The organism is Hydrogenophilus hirschii, assembly GCF_054656675.1.
On the sequence record NZ_BAAHXQ010000002.1, the window covers coordinates 254473 to 272071 of the forward strand.

Sequence of the window (17599 nt, forward strand, 5' to 3'; positions counted from 1 at the left end):
GCGGTATTGGATCCTTCTCAGTTGAGGAAAGAGCGCTCCAAGATCGGCGCATACGGCGTACGCTCACTGGGGGGCGTTTCGGGGGTGGGCAGCAAATTGGGGTTCCACCCCTCGCCGCCTTCCCAGATGGGTGTTGGCGGATAGGGATCTGGTGGCGGCAGTTCGGTGTAATAATACTCAGGTCGGCCGTCGAGGATCGTGGTCGCGATCCCCGATGGCATCGGCAAATAGGTCTCCGGAACGCCCGCGAGCGCCGTCTGCATGAAGTCGATCCAGATCGGCAGTGCCGCCCGGCCACCGGTCTCCCGTTTGCCAAGCGGTTTGGGCTGAGGGTAACCCACCCAGGTGACCGCAACGAGGCTCGGGTGGTAGCCGGCGAACCAGGCATCGACCGCGTCGTTGGTAGTGCCTGTTTTGCCCGCGAGGTCGTTGCGTTTGAGGGCGCGTCGCGCCGCCGCGCCGGTTCCCCGTTCGACCACGGTGTGGAGCATCGAGTCGATCAACCAGGCGTTGCGCGCGGGGATCGCGCGAATGCGCTCGTCTCCGGCAACGGTGGGGTGCGCCTTCCAGAGCAGTGTCCCTTGACCGTCGCGGATTTCGTCGATCAGATAGGGTTCGACAAGATAACCCCCGTTCGCGAAGACCGCGTAGGCGCGTGCAAGTGCCCACGGGCTGGTCTCCCCGGCGCCAAGGACCATGGTGAGATACGGGGGGTGCCGTTTGGGATCGAACCCGAAGCGGGTAATCCACTGTTGCGCGTATTGGGGGGTGATGTCGTGGAGGATGCGGATTGCTGGAAGGTTCTTCGAGTGGGCGAGCGCTTCGCGCACCCGCATCCACCCTTCGTATTTGTCGTCGTAATTTTTCGGCGCCCACTCCTTGCTTCCCGTGATCTCGGGGCCGAAGACGATCGGCTCGTCTTCGATCCAGCTGCCCGGCATCCACCCCTTCTCGAGCGCGGCCGAGTAGATGAAGGGTTTGAACGCCGAACCGGGTTGACGAAAACCCTGTGTGGCGTAGTTGAATTTGGCGAGTTCGAAATCGTAGCTTCCAGCGAGCGCCCGGACCGCACCAGTGGTGGGGTCGAGCGCCACGAGCGCTGCTTGCGCATCGGGCAGTTGCGTCGCTTCCCATTCTCCTTGCTCGTTTTGGCGAATACGGATCACGGCGCCAGGGCGAATCTGGAGCGCTGCTGGCGCACGCGGCGCAAGCGCGCGTTCGAGGAACGCGATTCCTTTGCCGGTCAAAGAGAGGGTTGTACCGTTGCGCCACACCGTGATCGCTTTAGGGGCGACGGTGAGCACGACTGCGGCGAGCGCGTCGGGCGCGTCGGGGTAGGCTTCGAGCGCTTCGGCGAGCGCACCGGGATCACGCGACTGCAGCACCGAAGCAGGGATCTCCCCTTCCGGGCCCCGAAAGCCGTGACGCTGGTCGTAAGCGAACAACCCCCGGCGAACCGCGGCTTCGGCTTCCCGTTGCCATTTGGGGTCGATCGTCGTGTAGACCTGAAGCCCCGCGGTCATTGCGGTGTCGACGCCGTAGCGCTCGACGATCAGTTGCCGGACCAGTTCGGCGACGTGCCCGCCCCAGGGAATGGCGCTTTTGACGACGGTATTTTCGCGCTTCTGGTCGCTGGCAAGTGTCAGAGGTTCGGCTTTGGCGGCTTCGTATTGCATCTCATCGATGAATCCGGCCTCCTTCATGCGCCGCAGTACATATTCGCGCCGCGCCAATGCTCCTTCCGGGTTGCGGTAGGGGTTGAGCTGTGACGGTGCTTTGGGAAGTCCCGCAAGGAGTGCGCTTTCAGCGAGCGTGAGCGCTTGGATCGGCTTGCCGAAATAGACCTGCGCTGCGGCCGCGAACCCGTAGGCGCGTTGCCCCAGGTAGATTTGGTTCATGTAGAGCGTCAAGATTTGGTCTTTGCTGAGTTCCCGCTCCAATTTGATCGCGAGCAGAATTTCGTAGAATTTTCGCCAGTAGCTCTTTTCGCGCGAGAGGTAGAAGTTGCGCGCCACCTGCATCGTGATCGTCGAACCCCCTTGCGCCTTGGCACCGGTGATGAGGTTCGCGATCGCGGCGCGTACGATGCCCAGCGGATCGACGCCAGGGTGTTCGTAGAAGTGCTCGTCTTCAGCGGCCAGAATCGCCGCTTTCAAGTGGTCCGGTACCGCGGTGATATCGACGACCACCCGCCGTTCTTCGCCGAATTCCGCGATTTTTTCGCCGTTTTTCGCGTAGATGCGCAACGGCATTTTGGGGCGGTAATCGGCCAGCTGCGAAACGTCGGGCAGTTCCTGCCACGCAAAAAGGATCACGGTGGCGATCACGGCAAGCGGCGAGACGAGGAGTGCGAACGAAACGGCCGTCCATTTGAGCAAACGCATAACGATTGTCTTGACAGCGGGCGGAGATTCGCCGATTATAGCTTTGCTGCCGCGAAAGCGCGTTTTTTATCGATCGAGGGGAGGCGTTGCATTCGATGCTGCGGTTGGGACGACAACAAAAAGCGGGGGAGGGCGTTGGCATCGATTTGGGGCCATCCGCCGTCAAAGCGGTCAAGTTGCAGCGGCGGGGGCAGGCAGTTGCGCTAGCAAGCGTTGCAACCGTGCCGTGTGAAAGTGGGTGGTATTCGGCGTCTGGGGTAGGCAATCCAAAGGCAGTGGTGGGCGCGCTCATGAAGGCGGCTCAGATGCTGGGTGGCGTCCGAGCGGCGGTGATGGCATTGCCCGACAGTGCGGTGATGCAACGCAGCGTCGACTTTCCTGTCGGCCTTTCCGAACGGGAAAAGGAAGAGCTCGTCTTTGCCGAATTGGCGCGGATGTCTCCGTTTCCGGTCGAGGATCTGCGCGCCGATTGGCAGGTGGTCGGGCCTGGCGTCGAACCGGAAACCGAACGGGTGGTGATCGTCGCCACCCGCCACGAGCGGGTCGAGGCGATGCAGCTTATCGCTGAAGAAGCGGGATTGACCCTCTCACACTTGGACGTGGAAAGTCTGGCGTTGCGTCGCGCGGCGCTGCGTGCGGAACTGCTTTCTGGCGTCACGGCGCTCGTCGACGCTGGGGAAGAGACGATCGAGCTCGTTGTCTGGGTCAATGGCGAGCGGCGATTCGACCGCAGCCAATCGTTCGAAGCGAGCCGTATCCGACGTGACCTGGCACGTTTTTTGCGTTCGAACGAAGCGGCTAACCAGATGGTCGCGTCGAATCAATGGAGCGAAGCGGCGAAGACAGACGTGTTGCAACCGTTTTTGGCGAAATTCGCGTTCGAAGTCGCCAATCTGTTGAAATTTTTTCTTACAGCGGCCGGGGGAGGGGTGCAGATCGACCGGCTTTTGCTCGCGGGTGGCGTCGCGACATTGCCTGGGGTTGTCGAAGCGGTGCAGGGTATGGTTTCGCCGCCGGTGGCACTGCTCAACCCTTGGGTGAAGCTGACTGTGGCAGCGCGTTGGCAGGAGTGGTTGCCGGTCGCACCGCGATTTGCGTTGGCAACTGGCTTGGCGTGGCGGGGGGTAGCGTGAATTCGATCGATATCGATCTCTTGCCGTGGCGGGAAGCGCTGCGCGAAGAGCGACGACAGCGCTTCTATTTCGGTTTGGGCGGGGTGGCCCTGTGCGCCACGCTCGTGGTCGCCACAGGGTGGTGGTGGCTCGATTCCCTTTTGGCGCGGCAAACGGCGCGCAACCATTTCTTGGAACAAGAGATTGCGCAGCTCGACCGGCAAATCGCCGAGATCAAATCGCTGGAATCTCTGATTGCGGGGATTTTGGCGCGGAAAGAGGTGATCGAGTCGCTGCAACTGCGGCGGGTCGAACCGATCGCTGTCGTCGATGCGTTGCCGCGGTTGTTACCCGAGGGTGTGGCGCTCACCCAAGTTGAGCGCCATGACGCCGAGGTCACCTTGCGCGGTCTGGCGCGCTCCAACGGCACGGTCTCAGAATTGATGCGCGCGCTGGAGTCTTCTCCCGATTTCCATCGCGTCCGCTTGATCGAAACGCAAGCAACCGAAGTCGACCGGCAAAGTGGCGTTCAATTCGCGCTGGTGGTGACGATCGACCGAGCCTCGATCGAGCAGCGTACGACGCAAAAGGAAGGAGCGGAGCGATGAAGGCGCAGTTCGCCCGGTTCGCTGCCCAGTTTCGCGATCTCGACCCGAACGATCCGGGATTGTGGCCGCTTGCGCCGCAGGTCACCGTTTGGGTCGTGGCTTTCGTACTGGCCCTCTTTTTGGGGTGGTATCTCTTGTGGAGCGATCAGATCGCGGCGATCGAAGCGGCGGTGGCCAAAGAACCGGAGCTCAAAGAGCGGTGGCTGGCGAAGAAACGGCTTGCAGTCAATTTGCCGCTGCTGCGCAACCAAGTGAAAGCAGCGGAAAAGCAGTTTGGGGACCTGTTGCAGCGCCTTCCCAGTCGCGCCGAAGTCGACGGGTTGTTGAAAGAGGCGCACCGCTATGGGTTGCAGCGCGGTTTGCGGTTCGAGCTCTTTCGGCCGGGGACTGAAAGTGTGAAAGAGTTCTATGCCGAATTGCCCGTGACGATCCGGTTGACGGGGGATTACCACCGCATCGCCGGGTTCCTCAGCGACGTCTCGTCGATGCCCCGCGTCGTCTCGTTCGCCGACGTCAAATTGGCTGTCGCGAATCGACAAGGCGACAATCCAACCCTGCAGATGGACGCAACGCTCTTTGCGTATCGTTATCTGGATGAGGAGGAGCGGGCGGCGCAGGTGCCTAAGCCGGCGCAACGCCAAGGAGGTCGGCGATGATGGCGCGGCGCTGTTTCCTGCGTACCCGGTTCGTCGCGGTGGTGGGGGCGCTGCTGACTGCGGGGTGTGGGTTGGTGGTGCCGCCGGACGGCACGGAGGATTTGGTCCGGTGGATGCAACAATCCGCTGCGCCGCTCAAAGGGCGGGTCAAACCGTTACCGCAGGTGCGCACGATCGTTCCGCTGACCTATGCGGCTTATGATCTGCCCGATCCGTTTGCATTGTCGCGCTTCTTGCCGCCGCCACCCAAAGTGGAGGCGGCAGCGGTCGACCCCGGGTTGCCTGCCCCCGATTTGACGCGCGCGCGTGAGCCGCTCGAAGCGTTCGCGTTGGACGATTTGGCGTTACGCGGAGTTCTGGAGCAGAAAGGGACGCGGTGGGGGCTGATCGCTGCGCCGGATGGCAAATTGTACCGGGTGACGGTCGGCAACTATTTGGGGAAAGATTTCGGCCAAATCGTCGCGATCGAACCGGCGGAAACGGATGCGGGGCGACGGTGGCGGATCGTGCTGCGCGAATTGGTCCGTGACGACGACGGCCGTTGGCGGGAACGGGAACGCGAATTGGTGAGCCAAGGGGGGTAAGGTGCGAAACGAGTGGCGACGTGTGGCAGTGCGGTGGTTGGCTGGCTTCTGTGGCATGTGGATGGCACTCTCCGCATGGGCGACCAATCTCACTGGCTTGGAACTGGTCGAGGGTGGCGATGGACAAGCGAGCCTGATGTTGCGTTTCGATGCGGCCGTGCCTGCCCCTGCTCACTTTCAGATGAGCGGGCCGGTGCGCGCGATCTTCGACTTCGTCGGGGCTAAAAATGGGTTGGGCCGCTCGGAAGAGCGCTTTGCGCGTGCAGGAGTCGATCGGGTCTATCTGGTGGAGTCGGGGCAGCGGCTGCGCGTCGTCTTGGTGCTCGACGAGCCGGTGCCCTATGCGCTTGCGGCTACCCCCGAAGGGTGGCGCATCGACTGGCGCCGCGCGGCGCAACCCGCTTCGGAGCCGGTAGCGAACGCGATTGCGGCAGTCGCGTCCGCGCGAAGCGCAGCGCCACCGGCAGCCGAGGCGGTGTTCGACACCCCTGAAATTCGCGACGTCGATTTCCGTCGCGGCGAACGCGGCGAAGGGCGTGTCGTCGTAACGCTCTCTTCGACGAAGGTCTCCCCCGACCTGATCCGCGCGGGGGACCACCTGGAAGTGCGTTTCCCCGACGTCCGGTTGCCCGATCTTTTGCACCGCCGATCCGACGTCCGCGATTTCGGCACACCGGTGACCGAATTGCGCTTTGCCCAAAAGGGGCGCGATGCAGTGCTTTCGGTTTGGGCGAAAGGGGATTGGCAACCCACCGCGTATCAGGCCGATACCACGTTCGTGTTGGAGGTCGCTGAGCCGCCCAAGGAGGAAGAGAATGCCGTTTCTGATCTCCTCAAACCGAAATACAACGGTGAGCGGTTGACGCTCGACTTCCAAAACGTCGAAGTGCGGGCGTTGTTGCAGGTGCTTGCCGATTTCAGCGGATTCAATATCGTCGCGTCCGACACGGTGCAAGGTACGATCACCTTGCGGCTCAAAGAGGTGCCGTGGGATCAGGCGCTCGATATCATTTTGCAGGCGAAAGGGCTCGACAAACGGCAAAACGGCAACATCATCTGGGTTGCACCCACCCAAGAGATCGCGCAACGTGAACAGGAGCGTTTGGCGGCGATCAACCAGAAAGTGGAAAAAGGGGTGCTGCGCACCGAATCGTTCCAGATCAATTACCACTCGGCTGCTGAGATCCATCAGATGTTGGTGAGCGGCCGAAGCGGCGGTGGCAGCAACGGCGGAGCCCAGACGCAAGGCTTTCTCTCTGCGCGTGGTTCGGCGACCTTCGACGCGCGCACGAACAAACTCTTCGTCACCGACGTCGAGGATCGCCTGGCCGCGGTGCGTGCGCTCTTGAAAGAGATCGACGTGCCGCCGAAACAGGTGGTGATCGAAGCGCGCATCGTCGAAGCGACCACCAATTTCGGGCGCGAAATCGGCGCGCGTCTGGGGTTTGATGACGCGCGCATCCGGAGCCTGGGCGGTGGGGTGCTCTACACCATCGGCCCGTTCAATTGGCCCAATACCACAGGCGCCACCGTGACCAACACCAATTACGGTTCGTTCGCGGTTTCGATCTTCAACAAGTCGCTCACGCGCTACCTCAACCTTGAACTCAACCTGGCCGAGGTCTCGGGGAACGGGCGCATCATTTCGAGTCCGAAGATCATGACCGCGAACAACGTCAAGGCGCGGATCAGCGTAGGCGACGAAATTCCGTACGTGACGCCGGGCACCACTACCCAAACGGCGACGGTCTCGTTCAAAGAGGCGGCGCTGATCCTGGAAGTGACGCCGCAATTCACCCCGGATGGGCGGGTACGTATGTCGGTGCTCGTCGAGAAAAACCGTGCCGATTTCACTCGGAGCGTCCAGGGCAACCCGCCGATTTTGAAGAAACAGGTCACAACCGACGTGATCGTCGAAAACGGTGGCACGGTCATCTTGGGTGGGCTTTTCGAGGAGAGCGATCAGCAAAACGAAAACAAAGTCCCCTTTTTGGGAGACCTTCCGATCATGGGTAACCTCTTCAAGAATACCAACCGGACCGCACAGCGCACCGAACTGATGATCTTCCTCACCCCCCGCATCGTCAGCGACGATCTGCGCCTGCGCTAAGGTACACTACGCCCATGTTCCCAGAAAACCGAGGAAGGTGTGGAACCGATCGTATTGGTGGGCATGATGGGCGCCGGGAAGACCACGATCGGCAAGGCGTTGGCAGCCCGCCACGGGTTGTCGTTCGTCGATGCCGACGAAGCATTGGAAGCGCGCACCGGCGTTCCGATCCCGCTCATTTTCGAGTTGGAGGGCGAAGCCGGGTTCCGCGATCGCGAAGCGCGGCTTTTGGATGAGTTGCTGGCCAAAGAGGATCTGGTGATCGCAACGGGGGGCGGCGCGGTGACCCGCGCGGAGAATCGCCTACGGTTCAAGCGCCGCGGCGTGGTCGTCTATCTGGAAGCACCGCTCGAGGTGTTGTGGGAACGCTTGCAATACGACCGCACGCGCCCGCTCCTGCAGGTGCCCGATCCGAAAGCGCGGCTGCAAGCGCTCCTTGCCGAGCGGGACCCCTGGTACCGCGAAGTGGCCGACCTGATCGTTCCCACCCGCGATGGGCGGTTGTCTGCGGTGGTGCAAACGCTCGAAGAAGCGCTGGTCGCTTATGGGGTGCCGTTGCCCGCAACGTCGGCGTGAGGGGCTGCACCAGAAACGGAAGAAAGGAGATGAGCCGTGCGCATCGTCAGCGTCGATTTGGGGGCGCGATCCTATCCCATCTGGATCGATGAGGGGATCTTGTCCCATGCGGAGCTGTTGCTGCCCCACCTGCCCCAACCCAACGGTGTGATCGTCACCAACACCACGGTGGCGCCGCTCTATTTGGAGACCTTTCGCGCTGCGCTCGAACGGCACGGCGTTGCGGTGTCGGCGGTGGTGTTGCCCGATGGCGAGCGCTATAAAAACTGGGAGACGCTCCAGAGGATTTTTGATGCGCTCGTCGACGTCCGCGCGGAGCGAGAAACGACCGTGATCGCGCTGGGGGGCGGCGTGATCGGGGACATGGCCGGTTTTGCTGCGGCGTGCTGGCAACGCGGTGCGCCGTTCCTTCAGGTGCCGACGACGCTCTTGGCGCAAGTCGACTCCTCCGTCGGTGGCAAAACCGCGATCAACCACCCCCGCGGCAAAAACCTGATCGGTGCGTTCTACCAGCCGCGTGCGGTGTTGATCGATACGGCGACTTTGCGCACGCTTCCGGCGCGCGAATTGCGTGCGGGGCTTGCCGAGGTGATCAAATACGGACTGATTCGCGACGCCGCGTTCTTCGAATGGCTGGAACACCGCATCGAGTCGCTCTTGGCGCTCGATGCCGAAAGCATCGCGATCGCGGTCGAGCGCAGCTGCCGGAACAAAGCAGAGGTGGTTGCAGCGGACGAAACGGAACGGGGCGTTCGCGCCACCCTCAACTTGGGTCACACCTTCGGGCACGCGATCGAGACCGCAACCGGTTACACGCAATGGTTGCACGGCGAGGCGGTTGCCGCAGGGATGATGATCGCCGCCGAAGTGTCGCTTCGCTTGGGGTGGCTCACGGAAAACGACTGTGCCCGGATCGAAGGGCTACTCATCCGTGCTGGCCTTCCGGTACGGGGGCCGGCACTCGATACCGACCAGGTCTGGCAACTGATGACGGGTGACAAGAAGGTTGTCGGCGGCAAAATCCGCTTCGTCCTGCTCAAGGGAATCGGGGAAGCGGTGGTGACCGCTGATCTCCCCAAAACCGTCGTCGATGCGGCTTTGGCCGCGCGGTTGGGCTGAGCGCATCCCGGCAAGAGGGTGCGTCAGACCATATCCCGTTGCTCGGTATTGCACACGGTGCCGTACTGAGGCAAGGTAGTTCGTTTCGTCAAACACTGAGGCACGGCGCCCCGGGCGAATGCTTGTCGCTCGGGGCGCTTTCTTGTAGAATCTTTCTGTCAAGTCCTCTAGTCTTATAAAAGACATAAGACATATTTTGTTTGTGCGAGACCATAGCGAGGTGATCGTCATGTTGGAAGCCTACCGTGCCCATGTGGCCGAGCGTGCGGCGCTCGGCATCCCCCCGTTGCCGCTTTCCAAGGAACAGACCGAAGCGCTCGTGGCGCTCCTGCGTAACCCGCCCGCAGGCGAAGAGGCGTTTCTGCTCGAACTGCTCACCTACCGGGTGCCGCCCGGGGTGGATGACGCCGCGAAGGTGAAAGCCGAATTCTTGACCCACATCGCGCGGGGTGACGAGACCAATCCCCTCATCAGCCGTGAGCGTGCCACCGAACTGCTTGGCACGATGCTGGGGGGCTACAACGTGGCGCCGCTTATCGAGCTCCTGAAAGACCCTGTGGTGGGCCAAATCGCTGCAGAAGGGCTCAAACACACCTTGTTGATGTTCGATTACTTCAACGACGTCAAAGCGCTTGCCGACGCGGGGAACGAGAACGCCAAAGCGGTATTGCAGTCGTGGGCAGAGGGGGAATGGTTCACCAGCCGCGAGCCGGTGCCCGAGCGCATGACGATCACCGTCTTCAAAGTTCCCGGCGAAACCAACACCGACGACCTCTCGCCTGCGCCGGACGCCTGGTCGCGTCCCGACATTCCGTTGCACGCGTTGGCGATGCTCAAAAACCCGCGCCCTGGGATCAAGCCCGATGAGCCCGGTGTTCGCGGGCCGATCAAACAGATCGAATCGCTCAAAGCAAAAGGGCATCCGGTTGCCTATGTCGGCGACGTGGTAGGGACGGGTTCGTCGCGCAAATCGGCCACCAACTCGGTGATTTGGTGGACCGGTAAAGACATTCCCTTTGTTCCCAACAAACGCTACGGCGGCGTGTGCTTGGGCGGCAAGATCGCGCCGATCTTCTTCAACACGCAAGAAGACGCTGGCGCGTTGCCGATCGAGATCGACGTCTCTCAGATGGAGATGGGGGACGAAATCGAGCTCGAGATCAACCACGAAACGGCCGAAGTCAAAGCCTACAAAAACGGACAACTGATCGCAGAATCGAAACTCAAGAGCCCGGTCTTGCTCGACGAAGTGCGCGCGGGGGGGCGGATCAACCTGATCATCGGCCGCAACCTGACCGCGAAAGCGCGCGAGGCGTTGGGGTTGCCTGCTTCGACCCTCTTCCGGCTGCCGCAGCAACCCAAAGAGAGCGGCAAGGGGTACACGCTGGCGCAGAAGATCGTCGGCCGCGCTTGCGGTTTGCCAGAAGGGAAAGGGGTGCGCCCCGGGACCTACTGCGAACCGCGGATGACCACGGTTGGTTCGCAGGACACCACCGGCCCGATGACCCGCGACGAACTGAAAGACCTGGCTTGCTTGGGCTTTTCGGCCGACTTGGTGATGCAGTCTTTCTGCCATACCGCGGCCTACCCGAAGCCGGTCGACGTCAAGATGCACAAAGAGCTGCCCAAATTCATCACCGAACGGGGCGGGGTCAGTTTGCGTCCCGGTGACGGCGTGATCCACTCGTGGCTCAACCGGATGTTGTTGCCCGATACCGTCGGGACAGGCGGGGACTCGCACACCCGTTTCCCGATCGGGATCTCGTTCCCGGCTGGGTCGGGTCTTGTCGCGTTCGCTGCGGCAACGGGGTCGATGCCGCTCGATATGCCTGAATCGGTGCTGGTGAAATTCAAGGGCGAAATGCAGCCGGGCATCACACTGCGTGACCTGGTAAATGCCATCCCCTACTATGCGATCAAGCAAGGGCTCTTGACGGTCGAGAAGAAAGGGAAGAAAAACATCTTCAACGGTCGGATTCTGGAGATCGAAGGGCTGCCACACCTCAAAGTCGAGCAGGCGTTCGAACTCACCGACGCGTCTGCCGAACGTTCAGCTGCGGCCTGTACCGTCAAGCTCGACAAAGAGCCGATCATCGAATACCTCAAGAGCAACATCACGCTCTTGAAGTGGATGATCGCCAACGGCTATGAAGACAAGCGAACCTTGGCGCGGCGCATCGAAAAGATGGAAGCGTGGCTCGAAAATCCGGTGTTGTTGGAGCGCGACGAAGACGCCGAATACGCTGCGGTGATCGAGATCGACCTCAACGAAATCACCGAACCGATCGTCGCATGCCCGAACGACCCGGACGACGTCAAGCTCCTCTCCGAAGTAGCTGGCGACAAGATCGACGAGGTCTTCATCGGCTCGTGCATGACCAACATCGGCCATTTCCGCGCCGCGGCGAAAGTGCTCGAGGGGAAAAACGACATCCCCACGCGCCTCTGGATCGCGCCGCCCACGAAGATGGACGAGATGATCCTGCGCGAAGAGGGGGTCTATGGGGTGCTTGGGCGCGTCGGCGCCCGGCTCGAAATGCCCGGCTGCTCGCTCTGCATGGGCAACCAGGCGCAGATCAAGCGCGGCAGCACCGCGATGTCCACGTCCACCCGCAACTTCCCGAACCGTCTGGGGCTCGATACTCGGGTCTATCTCGGGTCTGCGGAGCTCGCGGCGGCATGCGCGCTCTTGGGGCGTATCCCGACGGTCGAAGAGTATATGGCGCTGATGCAACCGGTAAGCGCGCAAGCGCCCAACATCTACCGCTACATGAACTTCGATCAGATTCCGGAATTTGCCGAAGTCGCCAAGCAAGTCGCGGCGTAAGGTTCGGTTCTTCGGGTTCTGATCCCAAGGAAGGGGGCTTTGGCCCCCTTTTTTGTGGAGTCGGCGCCAAGCATCGCATCTGTGCACGATACCGGGTGTTTCGCCTACAATGGACCCGATGGAACAGAGTTCTGAATCTTCCTCGCAATCGGTCCTTGCGTCGCTCTGGGAGCGGATGAACGCGCAGGGCGAATTTCCTGCGCTGGCGCGCAGCGTCGGGTTGGTGGTGCAATTGGCCGAATCGAACGACGCGCGTGTCGATCATCTGGCAAGCGTGATCCTACGCGACGTTTCGCTGGCGTCGCGGATCTTACGTTTGGCAAACAGCGCCACCTACCGCCGCAGCGGCATGCCGGAGATCACGACGGTGTCGCGGGCGCTCGTGCTCCTGGGGTTGGAGACGGTGCGCAACCTGGCGCTCGCCTCAGTGGTCTTGCAGCGGCTTGGTAACGCGCAGGGGACGATCGCGGTCGAGTGGGCGCGCGCGTTGGTGAGCGCGCTCTTTGCCGAACAGCTCGCCCCCAGTTTCCGCATCAAAGGAGAACGTGCTTTTTTGTCAACGCTGTTTCGTCATTTGGGCCGCTTACTCATTCATCACTACTTTTCCGAAGAAGCGGCACAGATCCAGGCGCTCGTTGCCGCCGGGATGTCGGAGGCGAAAGCAGAGTACCAGGTGTTGGGGGTGCATTGTGCGACGTTCGGCCTCTTCGTCGCGAAGGCGTGGGGGTTGCCGCTTGCGGTACAGCAGGCGATCGCGCCTACGGTTGGTGCGCCGCCCGTTACCTTGACCCAGGAACAGGATGCCGTGCGCTGGCTCACCGCCGCAGCCGAGGCGGCTGGCGCGCAACTGGCGCAAGGAAAGACGCTCGCGGCGCTGTATGGTGAGCTGACGCACCGCTATCCGTTTCTCAAGTCGATCGATGCGTCACAGTGGCAGGCGAGCACCAAACGGTGCGAAGCGGCAGCTGCTCATTGGTGGCAAGCCCTCGTAGGGCGTGGCGATCCCTTTGCGGTGCTCGCCGAACCCCAGCCGCAGCTGGAGCCTGGTCGCGCCGCGTCTTGGTCTCGCCGTGTGGAACCGTCGGAGGAACGGGCAGCGGCGGCCGCTGAACCAACGCCCGCAAGCGAATCCGCTAATAATGACTACGCACCCGACCCGCAAACGCCCGTCGATGAAGCACAGGCGATGCGGCGGATCCTGGTCGGAATCGAGGAGTATTCACAATCGCTGCTCGAAGGACAGCCGTGGGCCTCGGTTGCGGTAATGGCGTGCGAAATCGCTTGGCGGGCGCTGCGCTGTGAACGGATTCTTCTCTTTCTCTGCGAAGGCGATCGGCTCGTGCCCGCATTCGGGATCGCACCCGAATGGCGCGACCTGCGTGCGGCGCTTTGGCACATCCCGCTGTCCGGCCCCGGGCACGTGTTTCAGTTGGCGGTGGCGCGGGGGCTCGACATCGAAATCGAGATGCGCAGCGACCCCGCGATTGCCGCGAAGTTTCCCGACGCGATGCGCCGCCTGCCGCGCGGCGAAAGTGTCTTGCTGCTTCCCTTGCGCACGCGCGACGAGACGTTCGGGCTTGCCTATCTCGACAAGCCGCTGCCCCGGCAATTCCAGCTCTCACCCGAACTCAAACGGGTGATTCGACTGTGGCGCAACCAGGTGGCGCTGGGCTGGGCGCAAGCGCGGACGAAAGCGCAAGAAGCGGTTTAGCCGTCGGTTGCCGGGATCAGCAAAATTTCCACCCGCCGGTTCTGCGCCCGCCCTTCCGGCGTGGCGTTCGAGGCGATCGGGCGCGAACTACCGAACCCAACCGCGACGATGCGCCGCGGATCGACACCGCGTTGCATCAGGTAGCTCGCGACTGCCTGCGCGCGGTTTTCCGAGAGCGTCTGGTTGAACGCCGCGCTGCCGGTGGCGTCGGCGTGCCCCTCGATGCGGATGAGGGTGTTGGGGTATTGCTGCACGCTCTGCGCGAGTTGGTCGAGTACCGTGAGGAAACGCGGTTGTAATTGCGCGCTCCCGGTGGCGAAGGTGATCGCCTCCGGCGCTTGCAGCCGGATGGTGTCCCCTTGCCGTTGGATTTCGACGCCGGTATTGGCAAGCTGCTGCCGCAGTTGCGCCTCTTGCTGGTCCATTTGATGGCCGATCGCGCCGCCGACTACGGCACCCACCGCGGCACCGATCAACGCCCCTTTGGTCCGGTCTCCTTTCCCTGCGACGACGTTCCCGAGAACCGCACCGGCAACGGCGCCGGCGGTTGCTCCTTTCGCGGTATTCGCTCGTTCCCCGGTATAGGGGTTGGTCGTGACGCAACCGGCAAGCAACGCTGCCGACGCGAGCACGGCTGCTCCAGCACGCGCGGTACGGGTGGTCAAAAATCGGGTCATCGGTGCACCTCCTTCGGTCCTTTCAGTCATGGGTAGGGGTTGAATCACGGTAGCGGTGACAAAAACGCATCTCTTCCCCGTACGGGAAAAAATCTTCGACAATGCCTGCCCGAATCCGTTCTTGCGCATTTTGCCAGAATTGCGGGGTCAAGAGGTCGCGGTGGTGTTTGAGGAAGATCTGCCGGATCTTCGGGTCCCCCAGCAAGAAGGTCGCGAACTCTTCGGGGAAGACGTCGCGCGGCCCTGCGGAATACCACGGCTCGTCGCTCATCTCCATTTCAGGATAAGGCGCAGGCGGAATCGCGCGGAAGTTCATCTCGGTCATATATTCGATCTCGTCGTAGTCGTAGAAGACGACCCGGCCGTAGCGCGTCACGCCGAAGTTCTTCCACAGCATATCACCGGGGAAGATGTTCGCGATCGCGAGCTCGCGAATCGCATTGCCGTATTCGATGATCGCCGCTTCGGCTTCCTCTGGGGTGGCGGTTTCCAGATAGAGGTTGAGCGGCGTCATGCGGCGTTCGATGTAGAGGTGTTTGATCACCAATTGGTCGTCGATCTCTTCGATCAGACTGGGCGCCTCTTGCCGCAACTCGACGAGCAATTCGGGAGAGAAACGCGCAAGCGGCAACGCCACTTGGGAAAATTCCAGCGTATCGGCCATTCGGCCGACGCGGTCGACTTGCTTCACCATGTGGTATTTGCGGCGCACGGTGGCGTGGTCGATGTTTTTCGAACTGCCGAAGCGGTCTTTGATCACTTTGAAGACGTACGGGAAGGAGGGTAGGGTGAAGACGAGCATCACCATCCCTTTGATCCCCGGCGCGATGATGAACTGGTCGTTGGAGTGGCGCAGGTGGGCGATGAGATCGCGGAAGAACATCGTTTTGCCCTGCTTGCCCAACCCAAGCATCGTATAGAGTTCGGAGCGCGGTTTGTTGGGCATGATCGAGCGTAGGAATTGCACGTAGCCCGACGGGACTTCCATATCGACCAGGAAGTAGGCACGCGACAGCGAAAAGAGCACGGAGATGCGCCACGCTTCGAAGAGCGCGGTGTCGATGATCAATTTGCCGCTGTCGCCGTGGCGAATCGCCAGACAGAAGGGGATTTCGTCGTGGCCGTTGATCCCTTTGCCGATCACGTACGCCGTTTTGTTGCGGTAAAACGGGGAATAGAGCACCTGAATCTGGGCGTTCACTTCCATTTTCGGCCACCGGCCACCCAGGTGCGTCTCCAGCGCGCGTAGGACAAAGCCGATGTCGCGGTCAAGGTCCTCGAAGGGGCGCTCCCAGTCGAAATCTTCGACGATGCGACGGATCGTTGCCCGTAGCCCCCCCTCTTTCGGGTAATAGCTCGTGTAGACGGGCGGGAACGACTCGATGTATTCGGTCGAGATCGCAGGGCGCGCGAAGATGTATTGGTTGTTGAAGTAGCTTCGGTCCAGGATTTTGGTGGTCACCGAATTGAAAAAGGTCTCTGCGAGCTCAGGCTGTTTGTGGTCGATCAGGTGGTCGATGTAGAAGAGTTTGACCGCACGCCAGGTGGCGTCGTCGAGCGTAGCGATGGGAAACTGCGTTTTGAGCCGTTCGACCGTTTCGGCAACGCGCTGATCGTAGAATTCGACGCGATCGCGCACCAATTCGAGCTGCTTTTGCCAGTCACCCGCTTCAAAGAGCTCTTTGGCCCGGGCGCTTACCGCGCGAAAGATACGGTAGTGCTTGTCGAACCCTTCGATCATCGTTCGTGCCATGCCTTGGGCGATGAGTTCGAGTTCATCGGGCATCGGCCGATCCATCTTCGTCTCCCTTGTCTGGTTGGAGTTTTCGCGAAGTATAGCGCGGCAAAGGCGTTTTGACGGATAATAAGGGTTCCTAACACAGGGAGTGAAAGCACCATGAGCTATCAAAAGATCCAAGTGCCAGAAGGGGGTCAAAAAATCGTAATGGGGCAGCCGATCCCCGACAACCCAATCGTACCCTTCATCGAAGGGGACGGGATTGGGGTCGATATCACGCCCGTGATGCGTGCCGTGGTCGACGCTGCTGTGGAGAAAGCCTACGGCGGGAAGCGTAAGATTCACTGGATGGAAGTCTATGCCGGTGAAAAGGCCACGCGCATCTACGGTCCCGATCAGTGGCTTCCTGAAGAGACCCTGGAGGCGCTCAAGGAATACGCGGTGTCGATCAAAGGGCCGATGACCACTCCGGTTGGTGGCGGAATCCGGTCGCTCAACGTGGCGTTGCGGCAAGAGATGGACCTCTACCAGTGCGTCCGCCCAGTGCGCTATTTCAACGGGGTGCCGTCGCCGCTCAAGCACCCGGAGCTCGTCGATATGGTGATCTTCCGCGAAAACACCGAAGATATCTACGCGGGGATCGAATGGCCGGCGAAATCGGAAGGGGCGCAGAAGGTCATCAAGTTCCTTCAAGAAGAGATGGGGGTGAAGAAGATCCGCTTTCCCGAGACCTCTGGGATCGGCATCAAGCCGGTCTCGATCGAAGGGACGAGCCGTCTGGTGCGCGCCGCAATCCAATACGCGATCGACAACGACCGCAAATCGGTGACGCTGGTGCACAAGGGCAACATCATGAAGTTTACCGAAGGGCTCTTCCGCGACGTCGGCTATCAGGTGGCGAAGGAAGAGTTCGGCGCGCAACCGATCGACGGGGGGCCCTGGTGCCAATTCACCAACCCGAAGACTGGGCGCGAAATCGTCGTCAAGGATTCGATCGCCGATGCGTTCCTGCAGCAGATCCTTTTGCGCCCTGCCGAATACGACGTGATCGCAACGCTCAACCTCAACGGCGACTACATCTCCGACGCGCTCGCCGCGCAGGTTGGCGGAATCGGGATCGCGCCGGGCGCGAACATCGGTGACCATTACGCGGTCTTCGAAGCCACCCACGGCACCGCGCCGAAGTATGCCGGGCTCGACAAGGTAAACCCGGGCTCGCTCATCCTCTCTGCCGAGATGATGTTGCGCTTCTTCGGCTGGAAAGAGGCGGCGGACCTCATCATCGCCGCGATGGAGCGCACCATCAACGACAAGATCGTCACTTATGATTTCGCCCGTTTGATGGACGGCGCCACCGAAGTCTCCTGTTCGGGCTTTGGTAAAGCGATGATCGAACGGATGTGAGCAACCGACGACTGACGGAAATTCGCTTGCTGTAAGTTTCGCGTAAGCATTCATCCGTACGCTTTATGCCATCGTCGAGGTCACCCTGGGCGA

The 17599-nt window shown here is 61.4% G+C and carries 13 protein-coding genes; 10 read left to right on the forward strand and 3 right to left on the reverse strand.

The features are described from left to right. Positions 1–17 precede the first annotated feature (17 nt). Positions 18–2384, reverse strand: coding sequence for a penicillin-binding protein 1A (locus tag ACYQ4Z_RS08350; protein ID WP_459860647.1), 2367 nt, complete (start codon positions 2382–2384; stop codon positions 18–20). 95 nt (positions 2385–2479) lie between these two features. On the opposite strand from ACYQ4Z_RS08350, the gene pilM reads away from it, so the two are divergent. The 9 genes from pilM (at position 2480) to ACYQ4Z_RS08395 (ending at position 13687) form a co-directional block, all read left to right on the forward strand. After that, positions 2480–3517: a type IV pilus biogenesis protein PilM gene (gene pilM, locus ACYQ4Z_RS08355; RefSeq protein ID WP_459860747.1), complete on the forward strand. Its 1038-nt coding sequence runs from the start codon at positions 2480–2482 to the stop codon at positions 3515–3517. Beyond that, positions 3514–4104 (forward strand): PilN domain-containing protein, encoded by a 591-nt coding sequence (locus ACYQ4Z_RS08360; RefSeq protein WP_459860648.1) that lies wholly within the window; start codon positions 3514–3516, stop codon positions 4102–4104. Before pilM ends, ACYQ4Z_RS08360 begins: the two co-directional genes overlap by 4 nt. After that, positions 4101–4760: a type IV pilus inner membrane component PilO gene (locus ACYQ4Z_RS08365; protein ID WP_438438253.1), complete on the forward strand. Its 660-nt coding sequence runs from the start codon at positions 4101–4103 to the stop codon at positions 4758–4760. Before ACYQ4Z_RS08360 ends, ACYQ4Z_RS08365 begins: the two co-directional genes overlap by 4 nt. Continuing rightward, positions 4757–5344 carry a pilus assembly protein PilP gene (locus ACYQ4Z_RS08370; protein ID WP_459860650.1) on the forward strand — a complete coding sequence of 196 codons (588 nt, stop codon included), beginning with the start codon at positions 4757–4759 and terminating at the stop codon, positions 5342–5344. Before ACYQ4Z_RS08365 ends, ACYQ4Z_RS08370 begins: the two co-directional genes overlap by 4 nt. A 22-nt stretch (positions 5345–5366) precedes the next feature. Continuing rightward, positions 5367–7454, forward strand: a complete 2088-nt coding sequence (locus tag ACYQ4Z_RS08375; RefSeq protein WP_459860651.1) for a type IV pilus secretin PilQ — start codon at positions 5367–5369, stop codon at positions 7452–7454. A 39-nt stretch (positions 7455–7493) separates the two neighbouring features. Continuing rightward, positions 7494–8030, forward strand: coding sequence for a shikimate kinase (locus tag ACYQ4Z_RS08380; protein ID WP_119335651.1), 537 nt, complete (start codon positions 7494–7496; stop codon positions 8028–8030). A gap of 36 nt (positions 8031–8066) precedes the next feature. Further along, positions 8067–9149, forward strand: a complete 1083-nt coding sequence (gene aroB / locus ACYQ4Z_RS08385) for a 3-dehydroquinate synthase (RefSeq protein ID WP_459860652.1) — start codon at positions 8067–8069, stop codon at positions 9147–9149. Between the two features lie 229 nt (positions 9150–9378). Next, complete coding sequence (gene acnB, locus ACYQ4Z_RS08390) at positions 9379–11976, forward strand: bifunctional aconitate hydratase 2/2-methylisocitrate dehydratase (RefSeq protein ID WP_459860654.1); 2598 nt, start codon at positions 9379–9381, stop codon at positions 11974–11976. A gap of 118 nt (positions 11977–12094) precedes the next feature. Further along, a complete protein-coding gene (locus ACYQ4Z_RS08395) occupies positions 12095–13687 on the forward strand; it encodes an HDOD domain-containing protein (protein WP_459860655.1) in 1593 nt (530 codons plus the stop codon). Here the strand turns inward: ACYQ4Z_RS08395 and ACYQ4Z_RS08400 are convergent. Next, a complete protein-coding gene (locus tag ACYQ4Z_RS08400; RefSeq protein ID WP_119335647.1) occupies positions 13684–14364 on the reverse strand; it encodes a YiaD family glycine zipper/OmpA-like lipoprotein in 681 nt (226 codons plus the stop codon). The genes ACYQ4Z_RS08395 and ACYQ4Z_RS08400 overlap by 4 nt on opposite strands. Positions 14365–14386: 22 nt before the next feature. Further along, a complete protein-coding gene (aceK, locus tag ACYQ4Z_RS08405; RefSeq protein WP_219972211.1) occupies positions 14387–16162 on the reverse strand; it encodes a bifunctional isocitrate dehydrogenase kinase/phosphatase in 1776 nt (591 codons plus the stop codon). Positions 16163–16261: 99 nt separating this feature from the next. Here aceK and icd point away from each other — a divergent pair, with 99 nt between their 5' ends. Further along, positions 16262–17506: an NADP-dependent isocitrate dehydrogenase gene (gene icd, locus ACYQ4Z_RS08410; RefSeq protein WP_217125892.1), complete on the forward strand. Its 1245-nt coding sequence runs from the start codon at positions 16262–16264 to the stop codon at positions 17504–17506. Positions 17507–17599: the final 93 nt, after the last annotated feature.

Coding starts and splice junctions, on each gene's coding strand:
- ACYQ4Z_RS08395 (WP_459860655.1), top strand. CDS start 12,095: ATGGAACAGAGTTCTGAATCTTCCTCGCAATCGGTCCTTGCGTCGCTC.
- aceK (WP_219972211.1), bottom strand. CDS start 16,162: ATGGATCGGCCGATGCCCGATGAACTCGAACTCATCGCCCAAGGCATG.
- acnB (WP_459860654.1), top strand. CDS start 9,379: ATGTTGGAAGCCTACCGTGCCCATGTGGCCGAGCGTGCGGCGCTCGGC.
- ACYQ4Z_RS08370 (WP_459860650.1), top strand. CDS start 4,757: ATGATGGCGCGGCGCTGTTTCCTGCGTACCCGGTTCGTCGCGGTGGTG.
- ACYQ4Z_RS08350 (WP_459860647.1), bottom strand. CDS start 2,384: ATGCGTTTGCTCAAATGGACGGCCGTTTCGTTCGCACTCCTCGTCTCG.
- ACYQ4Z_RS08400 (WP_119335647.1), bottom strand. CDS start 14,364: ATGACCCGATTTTTGACCACCCGTACCGCGCGTGCTGGAGCAGCCGTG.
- icd (WP_217125892.1), top strand. CDS start 16,262: ATGAGCTATCAAAAGATCCAAGTGCCAGAAGGGGGTCAAAAAATCGTA.
- pilM (WP_459860747.1), top strand. CDS start 2,480: ATGCTGCGGTTGGGACGACAACAAAAAGCGGGGGAGGGCGTTGGCATC.
- ACYQ4Z_RS08365 (WP_438438253.1), top strand. CDS start 4,101: ATGAAGGCGCAGTTCGCCCGGTTCGCTGCCCAGTTTCGCGATCTCGAC.